Annotated in this window: 19 protein-coding genes and 1 riboswitch; of the genes, 2 read left to right on the forward strand and 17 right to left on the reverse strand. The window is 72.2% G+C overall.

Annotation, left to right across the window (positions count from 1 at the left end; all coding sequences use genetic code 11):
* Nucleotides 1-81 precede the first annotated feature (81 nt).
* From WFH32_RS07010 to gdhA, 9 genes are all read right to left on the reverse strand, one after another.
* Nucleotides 82-459, reverse strand: coding sequence for a sterol carrier family protein (locus WFH32_RS07010; RefSeq protein ID WP_191795492.1), 378 nt, complete (start codon nucleotides 457-459; stop codon nucleotides 82-84).
* Between the two features lie 96 nt (nucleotides 460-555).
* Complete coding sequence (locus WFH32_RS07015) at nucleotides 556-2,085, reverse strand: RNB domain-containing ribonuclease (protein ID WP_336706688.1); 1,530 nt, start codon at nucleotides 2,083-2,085, stop codon at nucleotides 556-558.
* A gap of 161 nt (nucleotides 2,086-2,246) precedes the next feature.
* Nucleotides 2,247-3,134 carry an ABC transporter ATP-binding protein gene (locus tag WFH32_RS07020; RefSeq protein WP_336706690.1) on the reverse strand — a complete coding sequence of 296 codons (888 nt, stop codon included), beginning with the start codon at nucleotides 3,132-3,134 and terminating at the stop codon, nucleotides 2,247-2,249.
* A complete protein-coding gene (locus WFH32_RS07025; protein ID WP_138826297.1) occupies nucleotides 3,134-4,051 on the reverse strand; it encodes an ABC transporter ATP-binding protein in 918 nt (305 codons plus the stop codon). The genes WFH32_RS07020 and WFH32_RS07025 overlap by 1 nt, the downstream gene beginning before the upstream one ends.
* Nucleotides 4,048-5,184: an ABC transporter permease gene (locus WFH32_RS07030; RefSeq protein ID WP_138826299.1), complete on the reverse strand. Its 1,137-nt coding sequence runs from the start codon at nucleotides 5,182-5,184 to the stop codon at nucleotides 4,048-4,050. Before WFH32_RS07030 ends, WFH32_RS07025 begins: the two co-directional genes overlap by 4 nt.
* A complete protein-coding gene (locus WFH32_RS07035) occupies nucleotides 5,177-6,175 on the reverse strand; it encodes an ABC transporter permease (RefSeq protein WP_138826301.1) in 999 nt (332 codons plus the stop codon). The genes WFH32_RS07030 and WFH32_RS07035 overlap by 8 nt, the downstream gene beginning before the upstream one ends.
* Nucleotides 6,176-6,221: 46 nt before the next feature.
* On the reverse strand, nucleotides 6,222-7,907 hold the full coding sequence (locus WFH32_RS07040) for an ABC transporter substrate-binding protein (RefSeq protein WP_336706694.1): 1,686 nt from the start codon (nucleotides 7,905-7,907) through the stop codon (nucleotides 6,222-6,224).
* A gap of 286 nt (nucleotides 7,908-8,193) precedes the next feature.
* Nucleotides 8,194-8,952 carry a copper homeostasis protein CutC gene (locus tag WFH32_RS07045; RefSeq protein ID WP_191795494.1) on the reverse strand — a complete coding sequence of 253 codons (759 nt, stop codon included), beginning with the start codon at nucleotides 8,950-8,952 and terminating at the stop codon, nucleotides 8,194-8,196.
* Nucleotides 8,953-9,236: 284 nt separating this feature from the next.
* Nucleotides 9,237-10,574 (reverse strand): NADP-specific glutamate dehydrogenase, encoded by a 1,338-nt coding sequence (gene gdhA, locus WFH32_RS07050; RefSeq protein WP_191795495.1) that lies wholly within the window; start codon nucleotides 10,572-10,574, stop codon nucleotides 9,237-9,239.
* A gap of 228 nt (nucleotides 10,575-10,802) precedes the next feature.
* Nucleotides 10,803-10,912: riboswitch (SAM riboswitch) on the forward strand.
* Nucleotides 10,913-10,932: 20 nt separating this feature from the next.
* On the opposite strand from gdhA, the gene WFH32_RS07055 reads away from it, so the two are divergent.
* Together WFH32_RS07055 and WFH32_RS07060 are read left to right on the forward strand one after the other, a co-directional pair.
* Complete coding sequence (locus WFH32_RS07055; RefSeq protein WP_191795496.1) at nucleotides 10,933-11,562, forward strand: NADPH-dependent FMN reductase; 630 nt, start codon at nucleotides 10,933-10,935, stop codon at nucleotides 11,560-11,562.
* Nucleotides 11,559-12,125, forward strand: a complete 567-nt coding sequence (locus WFH32_RS07060) for a flavin reductase family protein (protein WP_191795497.1) — start codon at nucleotides 11,559-11,561, stop codon at nucleotides 12,123-12,125. The genes WFH32_RS07055 and WFH32_RS07060 overlap by 4 nt, the downstream gene beginning before the upstream one ends.
* Nucleotides 12,126-12,190: 65 nt before the next feature.
* Here the strand turns inward: WFH32_RS07060 and WFH32_RS07065 are convergent, their stop codons facing one another.
* From WFH32_RS07065 to WFH32_RS07100, 8 genes are all read right to left on the reverse strand, one after another.
* On the reverse strand, nucleotides 12,191-12,607 hold the full coding sequence (locus WFH32_RS07065) for a hypothetical protein (protein WP_225227835.1): 417 nt from the start codon (nucleotides 12,605-12,607) through the stop codon (nucleotides 12,191-12,193).
* Nucleotides 12,608-12,743: 136 nt separating this feature from the next.
* Nucleotides 12,744-13,841: an LLM class flavin-dependent oxidoreductase gene (locus tag WFH32_RS07070; protein WP_191795498.1), complete on the reverse strand. Its 1,098-nt coding sequence runs from the start codon at nucleotides 13,839-13,841 to the stop codon at nucleotides 12,744-12,746.
* A gap of 130 nt (nucleotides 13,842-13,971) precedes the next feature.
* Nucleotides 13,972-15,087, reverse strand: a complete 1,116-nt coding sequence (locus WFH32_RS07075) for an LLM class flavin-dependent oxidoreductase (protein WP_336706697.1) — start codon at nucleotides 15,085-15,087, stop codon at nucleotides 13,972-13,974.
* A gap of 120 nt (nucleotides 15,088-15,207) precedes the next feature.
* Nucleotides 15,208-15,855 carry a GNAT family N-acetyltransferase gene (locus WFH32_RS07080; RefSeq protein ID WP_336706698.1) on the reverse strand — a complete coding sequence of 216 codons (648 nt, stop codon included), beginning with the start codon at nucleotides 15,853-15,855 and terminating at the stop codon, nucleotides 15,208-15,210.
* Nucleotides 15,852-16,241, reverse strand: coding sequence for a rhodanese-like domain-containing protein (locus WFH32_RS07085; RefSeq protein WP_191795501.1), 390 nt, complete (start codon nucleotides 16,239-16,241; stop codon nucleotides 15,852-15,854). Before WFH32_RS07085 ends, WFH32_RS07080 begins: the two co-directional genes overlap by 4 nt.
* A gap of 54 nt (nucleotides 16,242-16,295) precedes the next feature.
* Nucleotides 16,296-17,585: an LLM class flavin-dependent oxidoreductase gene (locus WFH32_RS07090; protein WP_336706699.1), complete on the reverse strand. Its 1,290-nt coding sequence runs from the start codon at nucleotides 17,583-17,585 to the stop codon at nucleotides 16,296-16,298.
* A 53-nt stretch (nucleotides 17,586-17,638) separates the two neighbouring features.
* Nucleotides 17,639-18,523, reverse strand: coding sequence for an NADPH-dependent oxidoreductase (locus WFH32_RS07095; protein WP_191795503.1), 885 nt, complete (start codon nucleotides 18,521-18,523; stop codon nucleotides 17,639-17,641).
* A 60-nt stretch (nucleotides 18,524-18,583) separates the two neighbouring features.
* Entirely contained in the window at nucleotides 18,584-19,777 is a 1,194-nt protein-coding gene (locus WFH32_RS07100) for an FAD-dependent oxidoreductase (RefSeq protein WP_336706700.1), read from the reverse strand.
* Nucleotides 19,778-19,811: the final 34 nt, after the last annotated feature.

The raw sequence follows: 19,811 nt of genomic DNA on the forward strand, positions 1-19,811 counted from the left end.
CGAAGGTGACGGGGCCGCCCACCGAGGGTGACGGGGCCGCCCACCGAGGGTGACGCGCCAGCGCGTCCTGGCGCGCGGGCCCTACCGGTCGCGGCGGCGCGCGGCCTGCAACGGCAGCAGCGACGAGATGTCCGAGCGCTCCCCCGAGGCGCTGATGCGCCCGTCCGCGACGGCCTCCGGCCACTCGACCGCACCGGTGACCAGACCGAGCCACGTCTCGGGGTCGGTCTCGACGACGTTGGGCGGGGTCCCGCGCGTGTGCCGCGGGCCCTCGACCGCCTGGACCGCGCCGTACGGGGGCACCCTGACCTCGACCGCGTGGCCGGGTGCGACCTCGGCCAGCTCCTCGAGCGTGAAGCGGACGGCGGTCGTGACCTCGGGGCGTCCGGCGGCTCCGTCCTGCCAGGCGGCGAGAGCGGTGCGGCCGACGGCCGGATCGGTGCGGCGACGAGGAGGCATGGGTCCATCCTCCCGTGCTCGTCGCCGAGTGCGTGCCTTCGCTGCGACTCACCGGGCGTTTCGCTGCGGAATCACGCACTCGGCGGAGCCGGCCCCTCAGGCGAGCTCGAAGTCGACCCGGCGGCGCTCGACCGACGCCTCGCGCAGCCGAACCCTGACCGGGTCGCCCAGCGGCAGGCCGACGCCCTCGACGCTCGCGCGGACCGCAGGCTCGACGATCACGACCTGGCCGCGGACCACGTCGTGCGCGTCCGGCGTCGGCGCAGCGGCCGACGCTCCCTTGGCCGCCCGCCGGCGTCGCTCCTCGTCGTTCTCGACGTCGACGACCACGGCGTCGAACACGTCACCGACCCGCCCCGTGAGCAACGCCGCCTCGACGATGTCGACGCTCGCCCGCTCGTACGAACCAGCGCGCTGACCGGTTCGCGCCATGGTGCGCGGCAGCCCCGGCAGGGCGTCGCGCACCCAGACCGGCACGTCCTCGTCGGCGCACAGCGCGAGGCAGATCTCGGTCCCGTAGCGGTCGACCAGGCGGCGCAGCGGTGCGGTCACGTGCGCGTACTCGGCCGCGATCGCGGCGTGCGCGACGTCGTCGGGCACCTCGGCAGGCTGTCCCGTGCCGCCGAACGGCGCGTACGACGCCCCACGGAACAGCGACGTCGCCTCGTTGAGGAAGGCCGCGTGCCGCGAGCTCGCCGAGTCGAGGGTCGCGAGCAGCTCGCCATAGGTCAGGTCGCGGGGCCAGTCGATGCCGAGCGCCCCGGCCGTACGGCGCAGGCGCTCCAGGTCCCGCGGGTCTGCGGCAGGGAGCGTCCGGAAGATCCCCACCCCGCCCGACCGCATGATCCGGGCTGCCGCGATGCCCGTCAGCAGGGACACCTGCGCGTTCCAGCCCTCGACCGGGAGGGTCGAGCGGAACTCGAGCCCGAACGACCCGTCCTCGTGCGCCACCACGTCCTGCTCGGGCACGTTGAGGGACACCCCGCCGCGCTCACGCTCGCGTGCCTCGCGCAGCAGGCCGATCTCGCGCAGCAGGTCGAGCATCTGCCCCGCGTCCCCGGCGTCGAGCCGCGTCTGGACCTCCTCGTAGCTCAGTCGCGCCGTGCTGCGCACGAGCGCCCGCTCGACCCGGGCGTCGGTGATCTCGCCACGCTCGTCGAGCGTCACGTGCCAGACGGCGGCGGCCCGGTCCGCGTCCGGCAGGAGGCTCGCAGCGGCCTCGGACAGCACCGCAGGGTGCAGCGGCGTGCGCTCGTCGGGGCCGTAGAGCGTCATCCCCCGTTCGTTCACCTCCGCGTCGAGCGCTCCGCCCGGGGTCACGAAGGCCGCGAGATCGGCGATCGCGTACCGGACGAGGTAGCCGCCGGGGAGGCGCTCGAGGTGGACCGCCTGGTCGAGGTCCATGGAGCCTGGCGGGTCGATCGTCACGAACGGGACGTCGCGCAGGTCCTCGCGCCCGGTCGAGACATCGAGCTGCGCTGCCGCCGAGGCCTCCTCGACGACGTCCGACGGGAACTCGGCGGGGATCTCCATCTCCGCGCGCAGGGCGGCGAGCGCGGTCAGGACGGGATCGACCGTCGGCAGGATGGGGGCGACGGGCGCGACGCGCAGGTTCCGGGAGGGCACGTCCCGACTCTAGGGGGTGTCTGGCGCCGTCGGGCGGCGCGGCGGCTCCTCGCCGCCGGCTCCCGCCCTCGGCACACGACTGACGGCCCCAGGCCGTGGCCCGGAGCCGTCACTCGTGCGTCGGTCGCCTGCTCGCGCCGACACCGCCCGGCGGGGCCGTCCTAGAGGCCGGCCGTACCGAAGCGGTCACGCACCGCGGTGGCCTCCCCCGAGGCGGTCGCCGTGGATGCGAGCTCGTTGCGCACCTCGTCTCGCAGCTTGCCCTGGTTCTTCGGGTCGGGCGCCGCGGACAGAAGGAGCTTGGTGTACTCGTGCTGCGGGTTGAGGATCACGTCGTCGGACGGACCCCGCTCCACGATGTTGCCACGGAACATCACGATGATCTCGTCGGAGAAGTGACGTGCCGTCGCGAGGTCGTGCGTGATGTACAGGACCCCGAGGTTCTCCTCACGCTGGAGACGCGCGAGCAGGTTGAGGACACCGAGGCGGATCGAGACGTCGAGCATCGAGACCGGCTCGTCCGCGATGAGGAACCGGGCTCCCGGAGCGAGCGCACGGGCGATCGCGACGCGCTGCCGCTGACCGCCCGACATCTCGTGCGGGCGCTTCTCCGCGAAGACCTTGGCCGGGGTCAGGTTGACGCGAGTCAGCAGCTCCTCGACCGCCGCGTCGACGTCCTTCTGGGTCCGGGCGACCTTGTGGATGCGCAGGGGCCGCTCGAGGTGGTGCCGGATCGAGTGGAACGGGTTGAGCGACGCGAACGGGTCCTGGAAGACCATCTGGACGTCGTGACGGTACTTCGCGAGCGACGCCCACCGCTGCGCGCTCGGCGTCCCGTCGAGCAGGATCTCACCGGAGGACGGCGTCTCGAGCTTGGCGATCATGCGCGCGACGGTCGACTTGCCCGAGCCCGACTCCCCGACGATCGCGATCGTCTTGCCCGGCTCGAGCGTGAACGAGACGTCGTTGACCGCGCGCAGGCTCGTCTTCTTGAAGCCGTTGCGGATCACGAAGTCCTTGGTGAGGTTGCGTACCTCCAGGGCGCCCATCAGGCCACCTCTCCCGTGTTGTCCTCGGTGTCCCCACCGGCGCGGACGAAGGCGCCTCGTTCGCCTGTGAGGCTGGGGAACGAGGCGAGCAGCTTGCGCGTGTACTCGTGGGCAGGGGCGGCGTAGATCGCCTCCGCCGAGTTGAGCTCGACGATCTCGCCCTGGAGCATGACCGCGATCCGGTCGCTGATCTCCAACAGCATCGGCAGGTCGTGCGTGATGAAGATGACGGCGAACCCGAGCTGCTCACGCAGCCGCATGATCTCCCGCAAGATGCCCCGCTGCACAACCACGTCGAGAGCCGTGGTGGGCTCGTCCATGATCATGACCTGAGGGTTGAGCGCCAGGGCCATCGCGATCATGACGCGCTGGCGCATACCGCCCGAGAGCTCGTGCGCGTAGCTGTCGAGGCGCTTGGGATCCACCCCGACGAGCTCGAGGAGCTCACGACTGCGCTGGGTCTTCTCCTTGCGCGACATCCCTGGACGGTGCGTGTCGAAGACGTCGAAGAGCTGCGCCTTGATGCTGATGACCGGGTTGAGGGCGTTCATGGCCCCCTGGAAGACCATCGACACCTTGTCCCAGCGGAAGGCCCTGAGCGCGTTCCCGGACAGTGCCGCCACGTCGATGTCGTGGCCGTCCTTGTCGTGCAGGACGATCTCCCCGCTGGTGCGGAGCGCCGGCGGCTTGAGGAGCTGGTTGAGCCCGTACGCAAGGGTCGTCTTGCCGCAGCCCGACTCACCGGCCAGACCGAGGATCTCTCCGCGATGGAGGGTGAGGGACACGTCCTTCACCGCCTGGACCACGGGGGTGACCTGGTACTCGATCGAGATGTTGCTCGCGGTGAGCACCGGGATCGCCCCGGGCCCCGCTCCAGCGTCACCGGCTGGCCTGGCGGAAACGGTCGACGTGCTCATGCCTTGACCTTCTCGTCGTCTCGGGGCGCCACCGGCGCCGAGGCGACAGCCGACGGGCCGGAGGGGCGCTGCGTGGCGCGGCTCTTGCGGGCCTTGCGCACACTCTTGACCGCGGCCGGGGCCTGGCGCAGCTTGGGGTTGATGATCTCGTCGATACTGAAGTTGATGAGCGCGAGCCCACAGCCGAACAGAGCGATCATGAGGCCCGGAGGAACGAACCACCACCACATCTGCTGGGCCAGGGCGCCGTTCGCGCTCGCCTGGTTGAGGATCGTGCCCCACGTGATGGAGCCGGAGGGCCCGAGGCCCAGGTAGGACAGGCCCGCCTCGCCGAGAATCGCGAGGAGCACTGCGCCGAGGAAGTTGGCGGCCAGCAACGGGAGCAGGTTCGGCAGGATCTCCACGAGGATGATCCGGTGGGTCTTCTCGCCTGCCACCTTCGCGGCGTAGACGTAGTCGCGGCTGCGGAGCGACTTGGCTTGCAGCCGGAGAACGATCGCGGCCCCGGCCCAGGCCGTGAAGCCGAGGATGAGCGCGACGATCCACAGCGACCTGGTCGAGAGATAGGCCGAGATGACGATGACGAGCGGCAGCCCGGGGATGACGAGCATGACGTTGGTGATGAACTTGAGGATCTCGTCGGTCCAGCCGCCGACGTAGCCCGCGATGATGCCGAAGCACAGCGAGAGCACGAGGGCGAGAGTGCCGGCCACGAGGCCGACCATGAGCGAGCCGGCGCCACCGTTCGCGAGCTGCGCGAAGATGTCGACGCCAAGGTGGTTGGTCCCGAGCCAGTGCTCGGAGCTCGGCGGCAGGTACTGCTGGTTCTCGGTCGACGTCGGGCTCTGCGTGAAGAACGGCCCGATGATCGAGAAGACGATGATCGCGATCACCAGCGCGAGCCCGACGATGAGCTTCCCGGACCGGCGGGGCAGCATGGCCCGTAGTCCGCGCTTCGGGGCTGGTCCGTCCGTGGAAGCGACGGCGAACGCGTCGGGCGAGGTGATCGGGACGTCGGGCTCGATGCCTGGCGTGTGGTTCTCGGGCGGGAGGCCGTCGACCACCACGGACGCCGCGGGCGCGGCGTCCGCCGCCGGGGTCACGGCCTGTGCCTCTCGGATGTCGTCAGCCATTGTTCCGCGTCCTCGGGTCGATGAAGCCGTAGATCAGTTCCATGAGGAAGTTCGCCGCGAGCACCGAGACGGTGATCACGAGGAACGTCCCCTGCATCAGCGCGAAGTCGTTGGACTGCACCGACGTCAAGAGGAGCTTGCCGAGGCCCGGGTAGGAGAAGACCTGCTCCATGACCACCGACCCCGCGACCACGAAGCCGAGGGTGACACCGAATCCGGCGATGGACGGAAGCACCGCGTTGCGCGTGGCGTAGGTCGTCGCGACCCGCATGGGGCGCAGCCCCTTGGCTTCCGCCGTGGTCACGTAGTCCTCGGAGAGGGTCGAGACCATCATGTTGCGCATCCCGAGCAGCCAGCCTCCCACCGCCGAGATGATGATCGTGAGCGCGGGCAGCGTGCCGTGATAGACGACGCTGCCGACGAACTCCCAGGACCACTCGGGACCGTTGTCGAAGCTGAAGATGTCGTAGGCGCCGATGATCGGGAACCACCCGAGCGACACCGAGAAGACCGAGACCAGGATGAGCGCGAGCCAGAAGTACGGCAGGGCCTGCAGGAGGGTCGACGCCGGGATGACGTGGTCGACCCACGTGCCGCGCTTCCAGCCGACCCAGGCGCCGCCGACGATGCCGAGGATGAACGAGATGATCGTCGCGAGTCCCACGAGACCCAGGGTCCACGGGAGGGCCGCGCCGATCAGCTCGACGACCGGCTTGGGGTAGTACGTGATCGAGATGCCCAGGTCGCCCTGGAGGATCTTGCCCCAGTAGGAGAGGTACTGGTCCCACAGGGTGGCGTCGTCGTCACCGCCGAAGAGGAGGTCGATGCTGTTCTGCATCGCTGGAGTCAGCTCGCCGCCCTTGCGGACGAACTTGTCGATGAAGATCTGCTTGGGATCCCCAGGCATGAGCTTGGGGAGCAGGAAGTTCAGGGAGACTGCCGCCCAGAGAGTGATCACGTAGAACGTGATTCGGCGGACGTAGAACCTCATGATGCATATCCCTTGCTGCTCGACACTCCTCTTCGGCGGTACGACATCAGTTCTTCGGCTCGAGCTTCGAGAGCACGACGCCGAGCGAGACCGTGCTCCACGACGGCGGGAACGCGTACAGGTCCTCGTCCGTCGGCCAGCCCGTGAAGTCCTTCGTGTCGACGAAGGTCTGGGTGGCGTTCACGACGACCGGGATGTACGGGAGGTCACGCGTGATCTCCTTCTGGATGACCGCGTACTGCTCCTTCTTGAGGTCCTCGTCGTTCGTCGCGGCTGCCGCCGAGACGGCCGCGTCGACGACCGGGTTCGAGTAGCGGACGTAGTTGAAGCGACCCGACTCGAGCACCTCACCCACGGGGCCCGTGTACTCGGTCGACATCCACTGACGGTAGATCGAGAACGGGTCGTCGAGAGACGGACCGGTGATGCCACCGACCATGAGCTCGTAGGTGCCGGCGACGCGCGCGTCCGACATCTCCTGCTGCGTGACCTTGTTGTGCGTGACCTTGATGCCGGCCTTCGCGGCCTGCTCAGCGACGAGGTCGCCGACGGAGTTGTAGTCGGTCCAGCCGTCGACCGTGACGAGGGTCATCTCGACCTTCTTGCCGGCCTTCTCATAGATGCCGTCGGCGCCCTTGGTGTAGCCGGCACCCTCGAGGATCGCGGCGGCAGCGGCCGGGTCGGCGCTCTGCGGGCTCTCCTTCTCGACGTCAGGGGAGATCCAGCGGTCGTCGCGGCCGAGCAGCGCGAAGGTCGGGGAGACCACAGCGGCCTGGCCCGCGAAGGCCTTCTCGTTGATCTCGCCACGGTCGATCGCGAGGTTGAGCGCCTGGCGCACCGCGGCGTCCGTCTGGGCGCCCGTGCAACCGAGCGAGACGGTCGAGCAGGTGTAGAGCGTGGTCGGGTCCTGCGGGGTGTTGAGCATCGTCAGGCGGCCGTCACCGGTGATGCGCTCGGGGTCAGGGACGAACATGCCGGCCCAGTCGACCTTGCCCGTGGTGAGCAGGTCCTCGGCGCTCTGGTTGGCGTCGATCCCGAGGTAGCGGACCTTCTTGACCTTGGGCGCGCCTGCCCAGTAGTCCTCGTTCGCGACGACCGTGTAGGCCGCGTCGGTCACGGCGTCGACCTTGTAGGGGCCGGTACCGACCGCTTCGGTGTTGAGGTCGGAGACGATGTCGCCCATCTTGGAGAAGATGTGCTCGGGGACGACCAGGGCGGTGCCGAGGAGCTGGACCTCGGACGTGAACTGGGGCGAGTTGAACGTCCACTTCACGGTCGTGGCGTCGACGGCCTCGACCGAGGTGATGAAGTCGCGCTTGGTCGCCTCGTTCGTCTGCGAGTAGACGACGTCGTCGACCGTGAAGTCCTCGCCGTCCGTCCACTTGACGCCCTCGCGGATCTTCACCGTGAGGGAGAGACCGTCCTCGGACCACTCGAAGGACTCGCCGAGGCGAGGCTCCGGGGCGCCAGCCTGCGCCTTGTTGTAGTAGAAGAGCGGCTCGTAGATCGCGCCGTTCGCCGCGTGCAGCGGGTTCGGGGAGTAGGGGTTGAAGTTCGCGACCACGGGGGTCTGCGTGCCGGCCCACACGTTCAGGACACGACCCGCGTCGCCGCCGCCCCCCTCGGACTTCTCGCCACCGGAGCTGGAGCAGCCGGCCGCGAACATCGTCACACCGGTCACCAGGGCAACCGTCGTGAGCAGGCGCTTGCGCGCCACGCTTCGAATCATCATTGGTCCTCTCGAGTCGTCAACGCGTCGTCACGCTGATCGGCCGCTCGCCACCGTGCGAGCTCGTGGCAGGAACACTAACGAATCCCGGACGGGCTTCCGACCAATACAACAGGAAAGTTACCTAAATGAAATCTCGCCGACTCCCGAGAGCCCAGAAACCGCTAGATCCTGCGGGTTCGGGCCGGCATCCACGAGCAGCAATCGATGCGCAGTGCACAACGAACGCCCCACGGAGGGCGCGCTCCTGAGCGCGCGGCCTCCGTGGGAACGCTCCGACACGTGCCTCCTAGAGGCTCGCGAGAGCCTCGTCGACCGCGTCCCGCGCCGCGCGCGCGACGTCCAGGTCCGTGACGTCGTAGCCGGACCCGCCCCCGCCACCGGGGCCGCCGTCGTCGGACAGCGTGCGCTTGGCCGAGAGGTGGACCGCGTCCACCCCGGCCGCCACGAGCGCCCCCACGTCCTGCGGGCGCACTCCCCCGCCCGCCTGGAGCTGGACGCGCCCCGCGGAGTGACGCGCCATCTCCCGCAGCCGGTCGACCCCGTCGATGCTGCTCGGGGCGCCGCCCGAGGTGAGGACACGCGTGACACCCAGGTCCGCGAGGAGGTCGAGCGCCGACGTGACGTCCTCGACCACGTCGATCGCCCGGTGGAACGTCACGTCGCGCCCGCTCGCGGCCGCGACGAGAGCACGCACCGCGTCCGCGTCGACCAGCCCGTCGGCCGTGAGGGCACCGATCACGACCCCGGAAGCCCCTGCCGCCACCGCCGCGCGGACGTCGCGCACCTGCACGTCGAGCTCTGCCGCGCTGAACACGAACCCGCCCGGGCGCGGCCGGACCAGAGGGTGCACCTCGACGGGCACCCCGTCCCCCGCCACCTCGGCCGCAGCGGCGACCGCGGCCTCGACGAGCCCGACGCTCGGCGTCAGCCCACCCGTCGCCCCGAGCGCCGCGCACAGCTCGACGCGGCGCGCCCCGACCTGTGCGGCGATCCGCACGCCGTCGGTGTCCTGGACTGCGATCTCGAGGGCGACCTCGCGTGCCATGTGGGGATGCTCCTTGGGTCGGGGTCGGCACGCCGCAGCGCACCCGTGTCAGCGGTCAGCGTAGACCCGACGCCGTCACGCGCGCCCCGTGCGCCCGTGCCCCGTGCGCCCGAGAAGCGCCGAGAAGCCCCGACCTCCCGGAACGACGACGGGAGCGGCGCCCTCCGCGCACCGCGAGGCGCACGGGGCGCACCGCTCCCGTCGGTCGGCCGGGCCGCCCAGGGACCCAGGGACCCAGGGACCCAGGGACCCAGGGACCCAGGGACCCAGGGACCCATGGTCCGTCAGATGACGCCCAGCGAGATCATCGCGTCGGCGACCTTGGTGAAGCCCGCGATGTTCGCGCCCAGGACGTAGTTGCCCGGTGCGCCGTACTCGTCGGCGGTCTCCTCGCAGCGCGAGTGGATGCCCTCCATGATGTGCGCGAGGCGCTCCTCGGTGTACTCGAACGTCCATGCGTCCCGTGAGGCGTTCTGCTGCATCTCGAGGGCCGAGGTCGCGACGCCGCCCGCGTTCGCCGCCTTGCCGGGGGCGAAGAGCACGCCGGCGTCCTGCAGGAGCGAGACCGCGCCCGGGGTCGTGGGCATGTTGGCGCCCTCCGCGACCGCGACGACGCCGTTCGCGACGAGCTGCTTCGCGTCCTGCTCGCTCAGCTCGTTCTGGGTGGCGCACGGCAGCGCGACCGTCGCGGGGACGTCCCAGATGCTGCCGCCCGTCACGAGGCGTGCCCCGGGGCGACGCTCGACGTAGTCGGCCACGCGCCCGCGCTCGACCTCCTTGATCTGGCGGAGCAGGTCGACGTCCACGCCGGCCTCGTCGACCACGTAGCCCGACGAGTCGGAGAAGGACACGACGTTCGCGCCGAGCTGCTGAGCCTTCTGGATCGCGTAGGTCGCGACGTTCCCCGAGCCGGAGACGACGACGCGCTGGCCGTCGAAGGTCTGGCCCTTGGTGCGCAGCATGTGGTCGGCGAAGAACACCGTGCCGAAGCCCGTGGCCTCGGTACGCACGAGGGATCCGCCCCAGCTGATGCCCTTGCCCGTGAGGACGCCGGACTCGTAGCGGTTCGTGATGCGCTTGTACTGACCGAACAGGTAGCCGATCTCGCGGCCGCCCACGCCGATGTCGCCCGCGGGGACGTCCGTGTACTCGCCGATGTGGCGGTAGAGCTCGGTCATGAACGACTGGCAGAAGCGCATGACCTCGCCGTCGGACTTGCCGCGCGGGTCGAAGTCCGAGCCGCCCTTGCCGCCGCCGATGGGCATGCCGGTGAGCGAGTTCTTGAAGATCTGCTCGAACCCGAGGAACTTGACGATCCCGAGGTACACCGAGGGGTGGAAGCGGAGGCCGCCCTTGAACGGGCCGAGGGCCGAGTTGAACTCGACGCGGAAGCCGCGGTTGATCTGGACGTGGTTCTGGTCGTCGACCCACGGCACGCGGAAGATGATCTGGCGCTCGGGCTCGCAGATGCGCTCGAGCACGGCGGCGTCGACGTACTGGGGGTTCTTCTGGAGCACCGGCCCGAGCGAGTCGAAGACCTCGCGAACCGCCTGGTGGAACTCGACCTCACCAGGGTTGCGGGCGAGGACCTCGTCGAAGACGGACTGCAGACGACTATCCATGGAGTGCTCCTCGGCAGGGCGGGCTTTGAACCGCACCAGGTTACGTACTCGTAAACATCGCCGTACTCCCGTCCCACTCTGGGAGACGCCAGGCTCATGACCTGGGACGCCGCCCTTGCTCGGGGCAACAGTTCGAGGTCCCACCTCCGGAAACCTCCGTCCACCCTCTGAGAATTCTCGACCTGATCGGTGCAGATTCGCCCCTCCAGGTCTATACCCCTACCCAGAGGTCACGAGCACCAGCGCGAAGCCCCGGCTCGCTGGTCAGCAACCCCTTCACGACGGGGTGCTCCGGGAGATGACCTGGCCGCGCCGGCACGACGCGGCAAGCGTGCAGCACGACGACAGTGAGGAAGCGATGACCCAGCACCCCGCAGCACCCCGCCCGACGCAGACCGACGACCCACGACCGGCCGTGGTAACCCTGGTCGGCAACCCGCGGCCCGGTTCACGGACCTTGACCGCCGCCCGGACGGTCGCGGCCCGCGTCGCCGACCACCTGGGCCTCGCCCCGGCCGACCCGACCCCGGCCACGATCGACCTCGCCGAGATCGCCACCGAGATCCTCGCCCCCGAGCACCCGCGCGCCGACACCGCGCGGGACATCGCCGCGAGCGCCGCGGTCCTGGTCGTCGCGACGCCCGTCTACAAGGGCTCGTACACCGGGCTGCTCAAGGCGTTCCTCGACCTCTACGGCCCCGACGGCCTGGCCGGGGTCGTGGCCGTCCCGGTCGTGGTGTCGGGCAACCCCGCGCACGCTCTCGCGGGCGAGGTGCACCTGCGCCCGCTCCTCGTCGAGCTCGGCGCGACGGTCCCCGCGCGCACGCTCACCCTCCTGGACTCCCGGCTGGGCGAGGCCGATCTCACGAGCACCGTCGACGCCTGGCTCGACCACGCGGGAGGGCCCTTGCTGCGGGCGGCGAGCGCCGCCGTCGGGCAGGAGACCACCCACCGGACCGCCCCCGAGCTCGCCGAGGTGACCCGATGACCGCCGAACCCACGACCCGCTCCGACGTCGCCGGACTCGCCGGGCTCGAGGCCCTGCTCCACGAGCAGGACGAGCCGCAGCTCAGCGCCGACGCCTACAAGGCCGTGTTCCGGCAGCACCCCGCGGGTGTCGCGGTCGTCGCGCTCGAGCACGAGGGCCGCCCCGTGGGCTTCACGGCGACGTCGGTCATCTCGGTCTCGGCCGCGCCGCCACTGCTCGCGTTCTCGCTCGCGTCGACGTCGTCGTCGTGGCCCGCGATCTCGGCGGCCCGCACGGTCACGGTCAACTTCCTCAGCGCCGACCAGGACGACGTGTCGGCGCGCTTCGCGACGAGCGGGATCGACCGCTTCGCGGCTGGCGGCTGGTCTCCCCTCGAGTCCGGGGAACCCGTGATCGACGGCGCGCTGTCGTGGGTGCGCGGCCGCATCATCCAGCGCACGCCGGTGGGCGACAGCTACCTGGTCTCGCTGCGCGCGCTCGCGTCGGGGACCCGGGCGGACGCGACACCGCTGGTCTACCACGACCGGTCGTACCACCGGATCGGGGACCACTCGGCTCTCTGAGCCGCACGGACCGGGGCCCGACGGCGGAGCGCGCCGCCGTCGGGCCCCTCACCCGTGCTGCCGGGTCACCAGCTCCACCCGCGCGCGCTGAGCTCGAGCTCCTCGCGCAGCCGCTCGTCCTCGTCGCTGCGCAGGCCCGCACGCAGCGGGGCGGCCTCGACGTCGAGCCCGCTGAGCCGGCACGCCTCGCGCAGCAGCGCGTCGTACGCACCCTGCGCCGCGAGGTAGTGGTGGGCGCGGGCGTAGACGTCCGGGTCGGCCTCGACCGCGCGCAGCTCGTCGGCGAGCCGCCCGAGGCGGATCTGGAGCGCGAGCGCCACGAGAGGATCGGGTGCCCGACGGCGCCGCTCCCGCAGGGTGGTCCGGTGCGGTCCGAGCGGTGGCAGGGCATCCGCGGAGGGCCGGTCGACGCGCACCATGAACCAGGCGATGGCGGCGACCAGGGCCGCGCCCACCGCGCCGGAGATCACGAGGAGCCACATCGTCGGAGCCTTCTTCCGTGCCCGTGCCCGGCGCACGCGAGGGCCTGCCGGACACTTCCAGCCTAGGCCGAGCGGGAACGCTCCGCCAGGGTGGCGGCCCTGCCCGGCCGGCCCCTCGCAGGCTCGCCCGTCGGGCCTACCGCGCCGTGAACCCCTTGGCCCGGCGGGCGTCGGCGGGCCCCCAGAGGTCGGTCTTGACCTCGGCCCTGACCAGCGGCACGACCTCCTCCGCGAACCGGCGCAGCACGTCGTCCTGCCGGGCGGGCTCCAGGAGGTGGTTGATCGAGACCGACTGGAGGTCGTGCCCGTAGCTCTGGTGGTAGTCGAGGATCTTCTCGGCCACGCGCTCGGGAGAACCCACGAGGGCGGGGCCGCGCTCGACGGCCTCCTCGATGGTCCGGAAGCTCGTGACCTTGCCGACCGCGGACGGGTCGTGCTTGCGCAGGTCCGCGCGCGCGACCGCGCCCTCGTAGATGGGCCGGAACTCCTCGATCGCCTGCTCGGTGGTGTCGGCGAGGAACAGCCCGCCGGACCCCGACCCGACGAAACCGTACGCCGGGTCGTGCCCTGCGGCCGCGTACTGCTCGCGGTAGTGGTCGATCAGCACCTGGTAGCTCTCGCGGGGCTGGAGCGCGTTGGCGCTCACGATCGGGTCGCCCCACCTCGCGGCGAGCTCGACCGCGAACCGCGAGGTCGCGGACCCGTGCCAGATCCGGAACGCGCCGTCGTACGGGCGGGGCAGGGTCGTGGCGCCTCGCAGGTCCGGGCGGTGGCGGCCCTCCCAGTCGACCTCCTCGCCGCTCAGGAGCAGACGGAGCAGCTCGTAGTTCTCCTCGAGGTACTCGTACTGCTTCGCGAGGTCGAGGCCCAGCAGCGGGTACTGGAGGGCCTCGTTGCCCTTGCCGATGACCATCTCGAACCGACCCCGGCTGAGCTGGTCGATCGTCGCGTAGTCCTCGGCGACGCGGATCGGGTCGAGCAGGGACAGCACCGTCACGCCCGTGCTCAGCAGGATGCGCGACGTCCGGGCGGCGATCGCCCCGAGGATCACCGTCGGCGCCGAGGACAGCACGTCCCCCGCGTGCCGCTCCCCGACCGCGAACGCGTCGAGGCCGAGCTCCTCCGCCAGGACCGCTGTCTCGACGACCCGCTCGAGCCGGTCGGCCGCGGGGACCGCCTCGCCCGTGACGGGATGCGGCGGGTTGAAGACGATGTCGAGGACCTGAAAACGCACGGTGGGGGCTCCTTCTGGGGTGGGGGACGGTGCCGAGGTAGAGGGTTGGCGTCGAGGTAGAGGGCTCCGGACCTCTACCTCGACCAGAGCCCTCTACCTCGCGGAGGGGGTGGAGAGTGGGGAGCGGGGTTCAGGCCGCCTGGGTCTGCGCGGCCTCGGCGTCGCGCTTGGCGACCTCCTCGCGCACGATCGGGATGACGTAGCGGCCGAAGTCGGTCGCGTCGTCGAGCAGGTCGTAGCCACGAGCCGAGATGATGCGGACGCCCAGGTCGTAGTACGCGAGCAGGGCCTGCGCGACGGTCTCGGGCGTCCCGACGAGCGCGTTCGAGTTGCCCGCTCCCCCGGTGGCCCTCGCCGTCGCGGTCCACAGGGCCGTGTCGTACCGGTCGCCCTGCGCCGCGATCTCCAGGAGGCGCTGCGAGCCCGCGTTCTCGGGCTTGTCGATCGGGTGGCGACGGCTCAGCACGCCCCCGGCCGCGGCCTTGCGCTCCTCGATCCGGTCGAGCACGCGGTGGGCCTTCTCCCAGGCGAGCTCCTCGGTGGCTCCGATGATCGGGCGGAACGCGGCGTGGATGCGCGGCGGCGTCTGCCGACCGGCGGCAGCGGCCTCGGCATGTACGCGCTGGATCTGCTCGGCCGTGCGGTCCAGCGGCTCGCCCCACACCGCGTAGATGTCGGCCTCGGCCGCACCGACCCGGAACGCCGCGTCGGAGGAGCCGCCGAACGAGATGGTCGGCGTGCGCCCCTCGAAGGGCTTGGCGTCCAGCACGAAGTCGTCGAGGTCGTAGAACGTCCCGTGGTGGTCGAACGGATCGGCGCTCGACCACGCCCTCTTGACGATCTGGATGTACTCGTGGGTGCGGGCGTAGCGCTCGTCCTTGGTCAGGGTGTCTCCCTCTCGCCCCTGCTCGTGGTCGTTGCCGCCCGTGATGAAGTGGACCGACAGCCGCCCTTCGGAGAGCTGGTCGAGCGTCGCGAAGGACTTGGCTGCGAACGTCGGGTAGGAGACGTTGGGGCGGTGCGCCAGCAGCAGCTCGACCGTGTCGAGGCGGGCCGCGGTCCAGGCCGCGAGCGCCGACGGCTCGGGGCCGCTCGACCCGTAGGCGAACAGGACGCGGGTCCAGCCGTTGTCCTCGTGGGCGCGCACGAGGCGCTCGAGGTACTGCTTGTCGAAGGGGGCGGTCGTGCGGGCGGTGGTCTCGGAGGCGTCGCTCGTGGTGGCGATGCCGAGGAACTCGACGGGCATGGTGTTCTCCGTGGTGGGGTGGTGGGGTCGTTCGATGGGTGGCCTGATGCCGAGGTAGACCCGTCCGCGCGAGGTAGACCCGCGTGTGTGCGCCCAGGGGTCTACCTCGCGCCGGGGGGTCTACCTCGGCAGCAGGGGTGGCGGGGGTGGCGGGGCCGGCGCCGGGGTGAGGTCGAGGCCGTACGCGTGCAGCCGGCCGCCGCCCTCCCCCTCGATCACGCGGGTCTCGCGCTCGGGCAGGCGCCGGAACCCGAGCGCCTCGTAGAGCCGGTGCGCGCGGGTCATCTGCGGGCCGGAGTTCATGACGACCCGCTGCACCCCCTGGGCGCGGGCCACGTCGAGGACGTGCCGCGTGAGCGCGGCCCCGATCCCCCGCCCCCGGGCAGCGGGCGCGACGCCGAGCAGCCGGAAGTCGAGCTCGCCGTCGAGGGCCAGGGGCGAGATGTGTCGGCCGGGCAGCGGCGTCGCGACCGTCCCGAGCAGCGCGCCGGTCTCGTCGTCGACCGCGACCCACACGTCGTGCTCGGCCGCGCGGCTCGCGACGTCGCGCAGCACGGCCCGGTACGAGTCCGAGATCGAGTACTCGTGCCCGTACGCCGCGTCGAGCAGGTCGGCGACGGCCTCGTGCTCGGCGGGGGTCACGAGCCGCACGGTCACCCCGGCCCCCTCCCGGGGCGACCCCGCTCCCCGGTGGGTGTGCTCGCCCGGGCGAGCGGCGCCGTCGGGCGGGCTGTCCGCGCGCGGGCGCGACGTGGTGGGGGCGCTCATGCGCGCTGCCGGACGGGCTCGTGCGGGCCCGACGGCGCCGCTCCCGTCCCCGGCTCGGCCGGGAGTCCCGCGTCGCGCCAGGCGGGGAAGCCGCCCTCGACGTGCGTGACGTTCGTGTAGCCGCGTGCCGCGAGGGCCTCGGCGACGGGGCCCGAGCCCCGCTCGGAGCCGCAGACCACGACGACCGGGGTGTCGAGCGACACCGCAGGGGCGGAGGCGGAGCCGAAGATCGCGTCGAGGTCGTCGCGGTCGGTGACCGTGGCGCCGGGGATCGTGCCGGCGGTCGCGCGGCCGCCCTCGCTGCGGACGTCGATCAGGAAGGCCCCGTCGGCGACGCGGGCTCCCGCGTCGCTGGCCGGGGTGAGGAGGGGCTGGGGCTGGGTCATGTCGTCTCCTGGGTGTGGTGGGTGGCGGGTGCCGAGGCAGAGGGGTGGCGTCCTCTACCTCGCGAGGGCGGGTTCGCGGGCGGCCGCGACGCCCGGCCGGGCCGCGTCGGTCGGCAGCAGGCCCCAGTGCCGGGCAAGCAGGTCGAACGAGCGGGCCCGGTCGGCGGGGTCGTGGGCGGCGGTCGTGACGACGATCTCGTCGGCCGCGGTCACGCGCGCCAGGGTCTCGAGGCGTTCGACGACGGTCTCGGGCGACCCGACGAACCGCGTGTCGACCCGGTCCTGGACCGCGGCCCGGTCGGCGTCCGACAGGTCCTCCCACGCCGGCGACGTGCCGGGCGCCGGGTAGGCGATCGCGCCGCCGGCCCCGCGACGGATCGACAGGACCCAGGCCGTGAACGGCTCGCCGATCCGGCGGGCCTCGTCGTCGGTGTCCGCGACGAGGACGTCGGCCGAGACCACGACGTACGGGCGGTCGAGCACGCCCGGGCGGAACGCCGCCCGGTACGCCGCGATCGTGTCGAGCGTCGCGGACGGGCCCACGTGGTAGTTCGCGGCGAGCGGCAGGCCGAGCTCGCCCGCGACACGTGCGCTGACCCCACCGCTCGACGCGAGGACGAACAGGTCGAACGCCGCACCCTCGACGGGAGGGCTCGTCCACCCGGTGCCCGCGCCGTCGGTGAACGTCCCGGCGCGCAGCCCGAGGACCAGCTCGAGCTCAGCACGGAACTCCCCCGGGGTCCGGCTCGCGCCCACGACCTCCTTCTGTGCGAGCAGCCGCTCACGCAGCGCCGAGTCGGAGAAGTCGACGCCCGGCGCGGCGGGGACCAGGAGCCCGTCGACCACGCGCGTCCCGGCCGGCCGGGCGGGGGCGGGCGGGACCGGCGGTGCGGCCGGTGCCTCTCCCGTGCCCGACGGCGGAGCCTCGCCACTCGCGCTCTTCCCGCCCTTCGCGGGGGGCGGGGTGAAGGCCCGGCCCAGGCCCAGGTCCACACGCCCCGGGTGCAGGGCCGCGACGGTCCCGAACTGCTCGGCCGCGATCAGCGGGCTCGTCGTGCTCAGCAGCACGGCCCCCGACCCGACGCGGATGCGCGACGTGCGCTCCGCGACGAGGGCCGCGAGGACCGCGGGGGACGCCGACGCGACGCCGGGCGACAGGTGGTGCTCGGCGAACCAGATGCGGCGGTAGCCGAGGGCGTCCGCCCGGACCGCGGTGTCGAGGGTGTCGCGCAGTGCCTGCGCCCCCGTCGACCCCTCGCTCACGACGGCGAGGTCGAGGATCGACAGCGGGACCCGGGTCGGGGGCGAGGACTGAGGGACGGTCGGCTGGTCGGAGGTGGTCATCGGAAGGTCCTCTGCGAGTCGGTGGGGGCGCTGGGTGCGGGACGAGAGACGGGTCAGCGGGACGGCAGGCCGCGGGCCGCGAGCGCCGAGTGCAGGTGCGCGTGCCCGCGCTGGGGGCCGGGGATCGCGAGCCGGTCGACCACGCGGCGCCGCCAGCTCTCCGTGAGGCCCTCGTCGCGGTAGAACGGCGCGATGACGTCCTCGTAGGCGTCGACGTGCTCGGCCTGGGCGTCGAGGTCGTAGGTCTCCTGGTGCAGCACGGCGGCCTGCGGCAGGCGCGGCTTGACCCGCTCGCCTCCCGCGGGGTCCGGGTGCCCGACGACGAGGCCCACCACCGCGACGGTGCCCTCGGGCAGGCCGAGCTCGCCCGCGACCTGCTCGGGGTGGTGGCGCAGCGCGCCGATGTACACGGTCCCGAGCCCCAGCGACTCCGCGGCGACGACGGCGTTCTGCGCGGCGAGCGCCGCGTCGACGAACGCCACGACCGTCGAGTCCAGGTAGTCGGTCCCCTCGAGCGAGGTGCCGTGCGCCGCGCCGATCGCGCGGGCACGCGCCAGGTCCGCGACCCACACGAGCAGGAGCGGTGCCTGCCGGATGTGCTCCTGACCGCCCGCGAGCGCCGCGAGCCGGTCCTTGCGCTCCAGGTCGGTGACCGCGACGACGCTCCAGAACTGCATGTTGGACGACGTCGGGGCGGACTGCGCGGCCGCGACGAGCGTCGGCAGGACCGTCTCGTCGAGCGGGTCGGGCAGGTAGGCGCGTACCGTGCGGTGCCGCAGGATCCCGTCGATCGCCGCGGTGGGCGGAGCGAGGGGGACGGACTGGTCGGGGCCGTAGCGCTCGGTCAGGGGCGAGGCCTCCGCGGGTGCGGCCTCGGAGGGAGCGGGGTCGGCGGGCGTGGTCTCGGCGAGGGCGGCAAGGTCGGTCGTGGTCGACATGGTGGCCTTTCGATGGGTCGGAGCGGATCGAGGTGGTGGGTGTCGCAGGCGGTCTGCCGGTCAGCCCGCCCGGCCGGGGACCTGCGCCACGGGTCCTCGCGCGAAACGGGCCAGGGAGAACAGGCGGTCTGCGGCCTCGGGCGACGCGTCCGGGTCCTCGCGCGCCAGCTCGGCCAGGACGCGCCCGATCGACGGCGCGAACTTGAACCCGTGCCCCGAGAACCCCGCGGCGATCACGACGCGGCCCACGCGGTCGAGCACGAAGTCGTGGTCCGGGGTCGTGGTGTACGTGCACGAGACGGGCACGAACCGGTCGGCGTCGGCGCCCGGCACCCACGTCCGGACGTAGTCCTGGAGCTGGGCGAGCTGCCCCGGCTCGGGACGGAAGGTCCGCCGGTCGGGGTCCGTGCGGGGGCCGACGCCGTGGAACCCGACCTTGATCCCCTCCCCCGGGGTCGCGAGCCCGTAGACGCCGCTGGGCCACGCGTGCGGCTCGGCGGGGGCGTGCGTGAACGCCGGCCAGGTGCCCTCCGCCGGCGCACCCGGGGCGAGCGCGAAGTGGGCGGGCTGCTCCTGGGTGACGACGAGGGACGGGAGGGGCGCGGCGCCGTCGGGCTCGGGGAACGCCTCCCCCAGCAGGCCCGCGCTCCACGCACCCACGGCGACCACGACCGTGCCTGCGACCAGGTCCCCCCGGTCCGTGACGACACGCACCGAGCCCGGACCCGGGTGGACGTGGCGGACGTGCACGCCGTGGCGGACGTCGGCACCGTGCGCGCGGGCCGCGGACTGGAAGGCTGCGACCGCGCGGTCGGCGTGGACGCGCCCGGCCGTCGCGGTCTCGTGCAGGACGTCGCCCTCGAAACGCAGGCCCGGCCAGCGGTCGGCGGCCTCCTCGGGGCGCAGCCACTCGTGCGGGATGCCCCGCGCGGCGAAGGCGTCCCCGATCTCGGTGCGCCGCGGGACACCGTGGCTCACACCTCCCGTCAGCGTGAGGACCGCGTCCGCGCGCAGGCCGGCGTCACGCTCGAGCTCGCGCCACAGGCCGAACGCCTCCTGCGCGAGGTCGAGGTACGCGGGCTGGGAGTACGTCGTGCGGTAGATGCGCGACGCGCCGTGCGAGGCGCCGTTCGCGTGGCCGGGCTCGAAACGTTCGAGCAGGACGACGTCGTGCCCTGCGCGCGCGAGCTGCCACGCCGCGGCAGACCCCATGACGCCGCCGCCGACGACGACGTGCGACACGTGCTCGGTCATGCTGGCTGCCTCTCTCGGGGTGGTCCGGCACCCA

The sequence above is a fragment of the Oerskovia sp. USHLN155 genome (assembly GCF_037145535.1).
Taxonomy (GTDB): domain Bacteria; phylum Actinomycetota; class Actinomycetes; order Actinomycetales; family Cellulomonadaceae; genus Oerskovia; species Oerskovia rustica.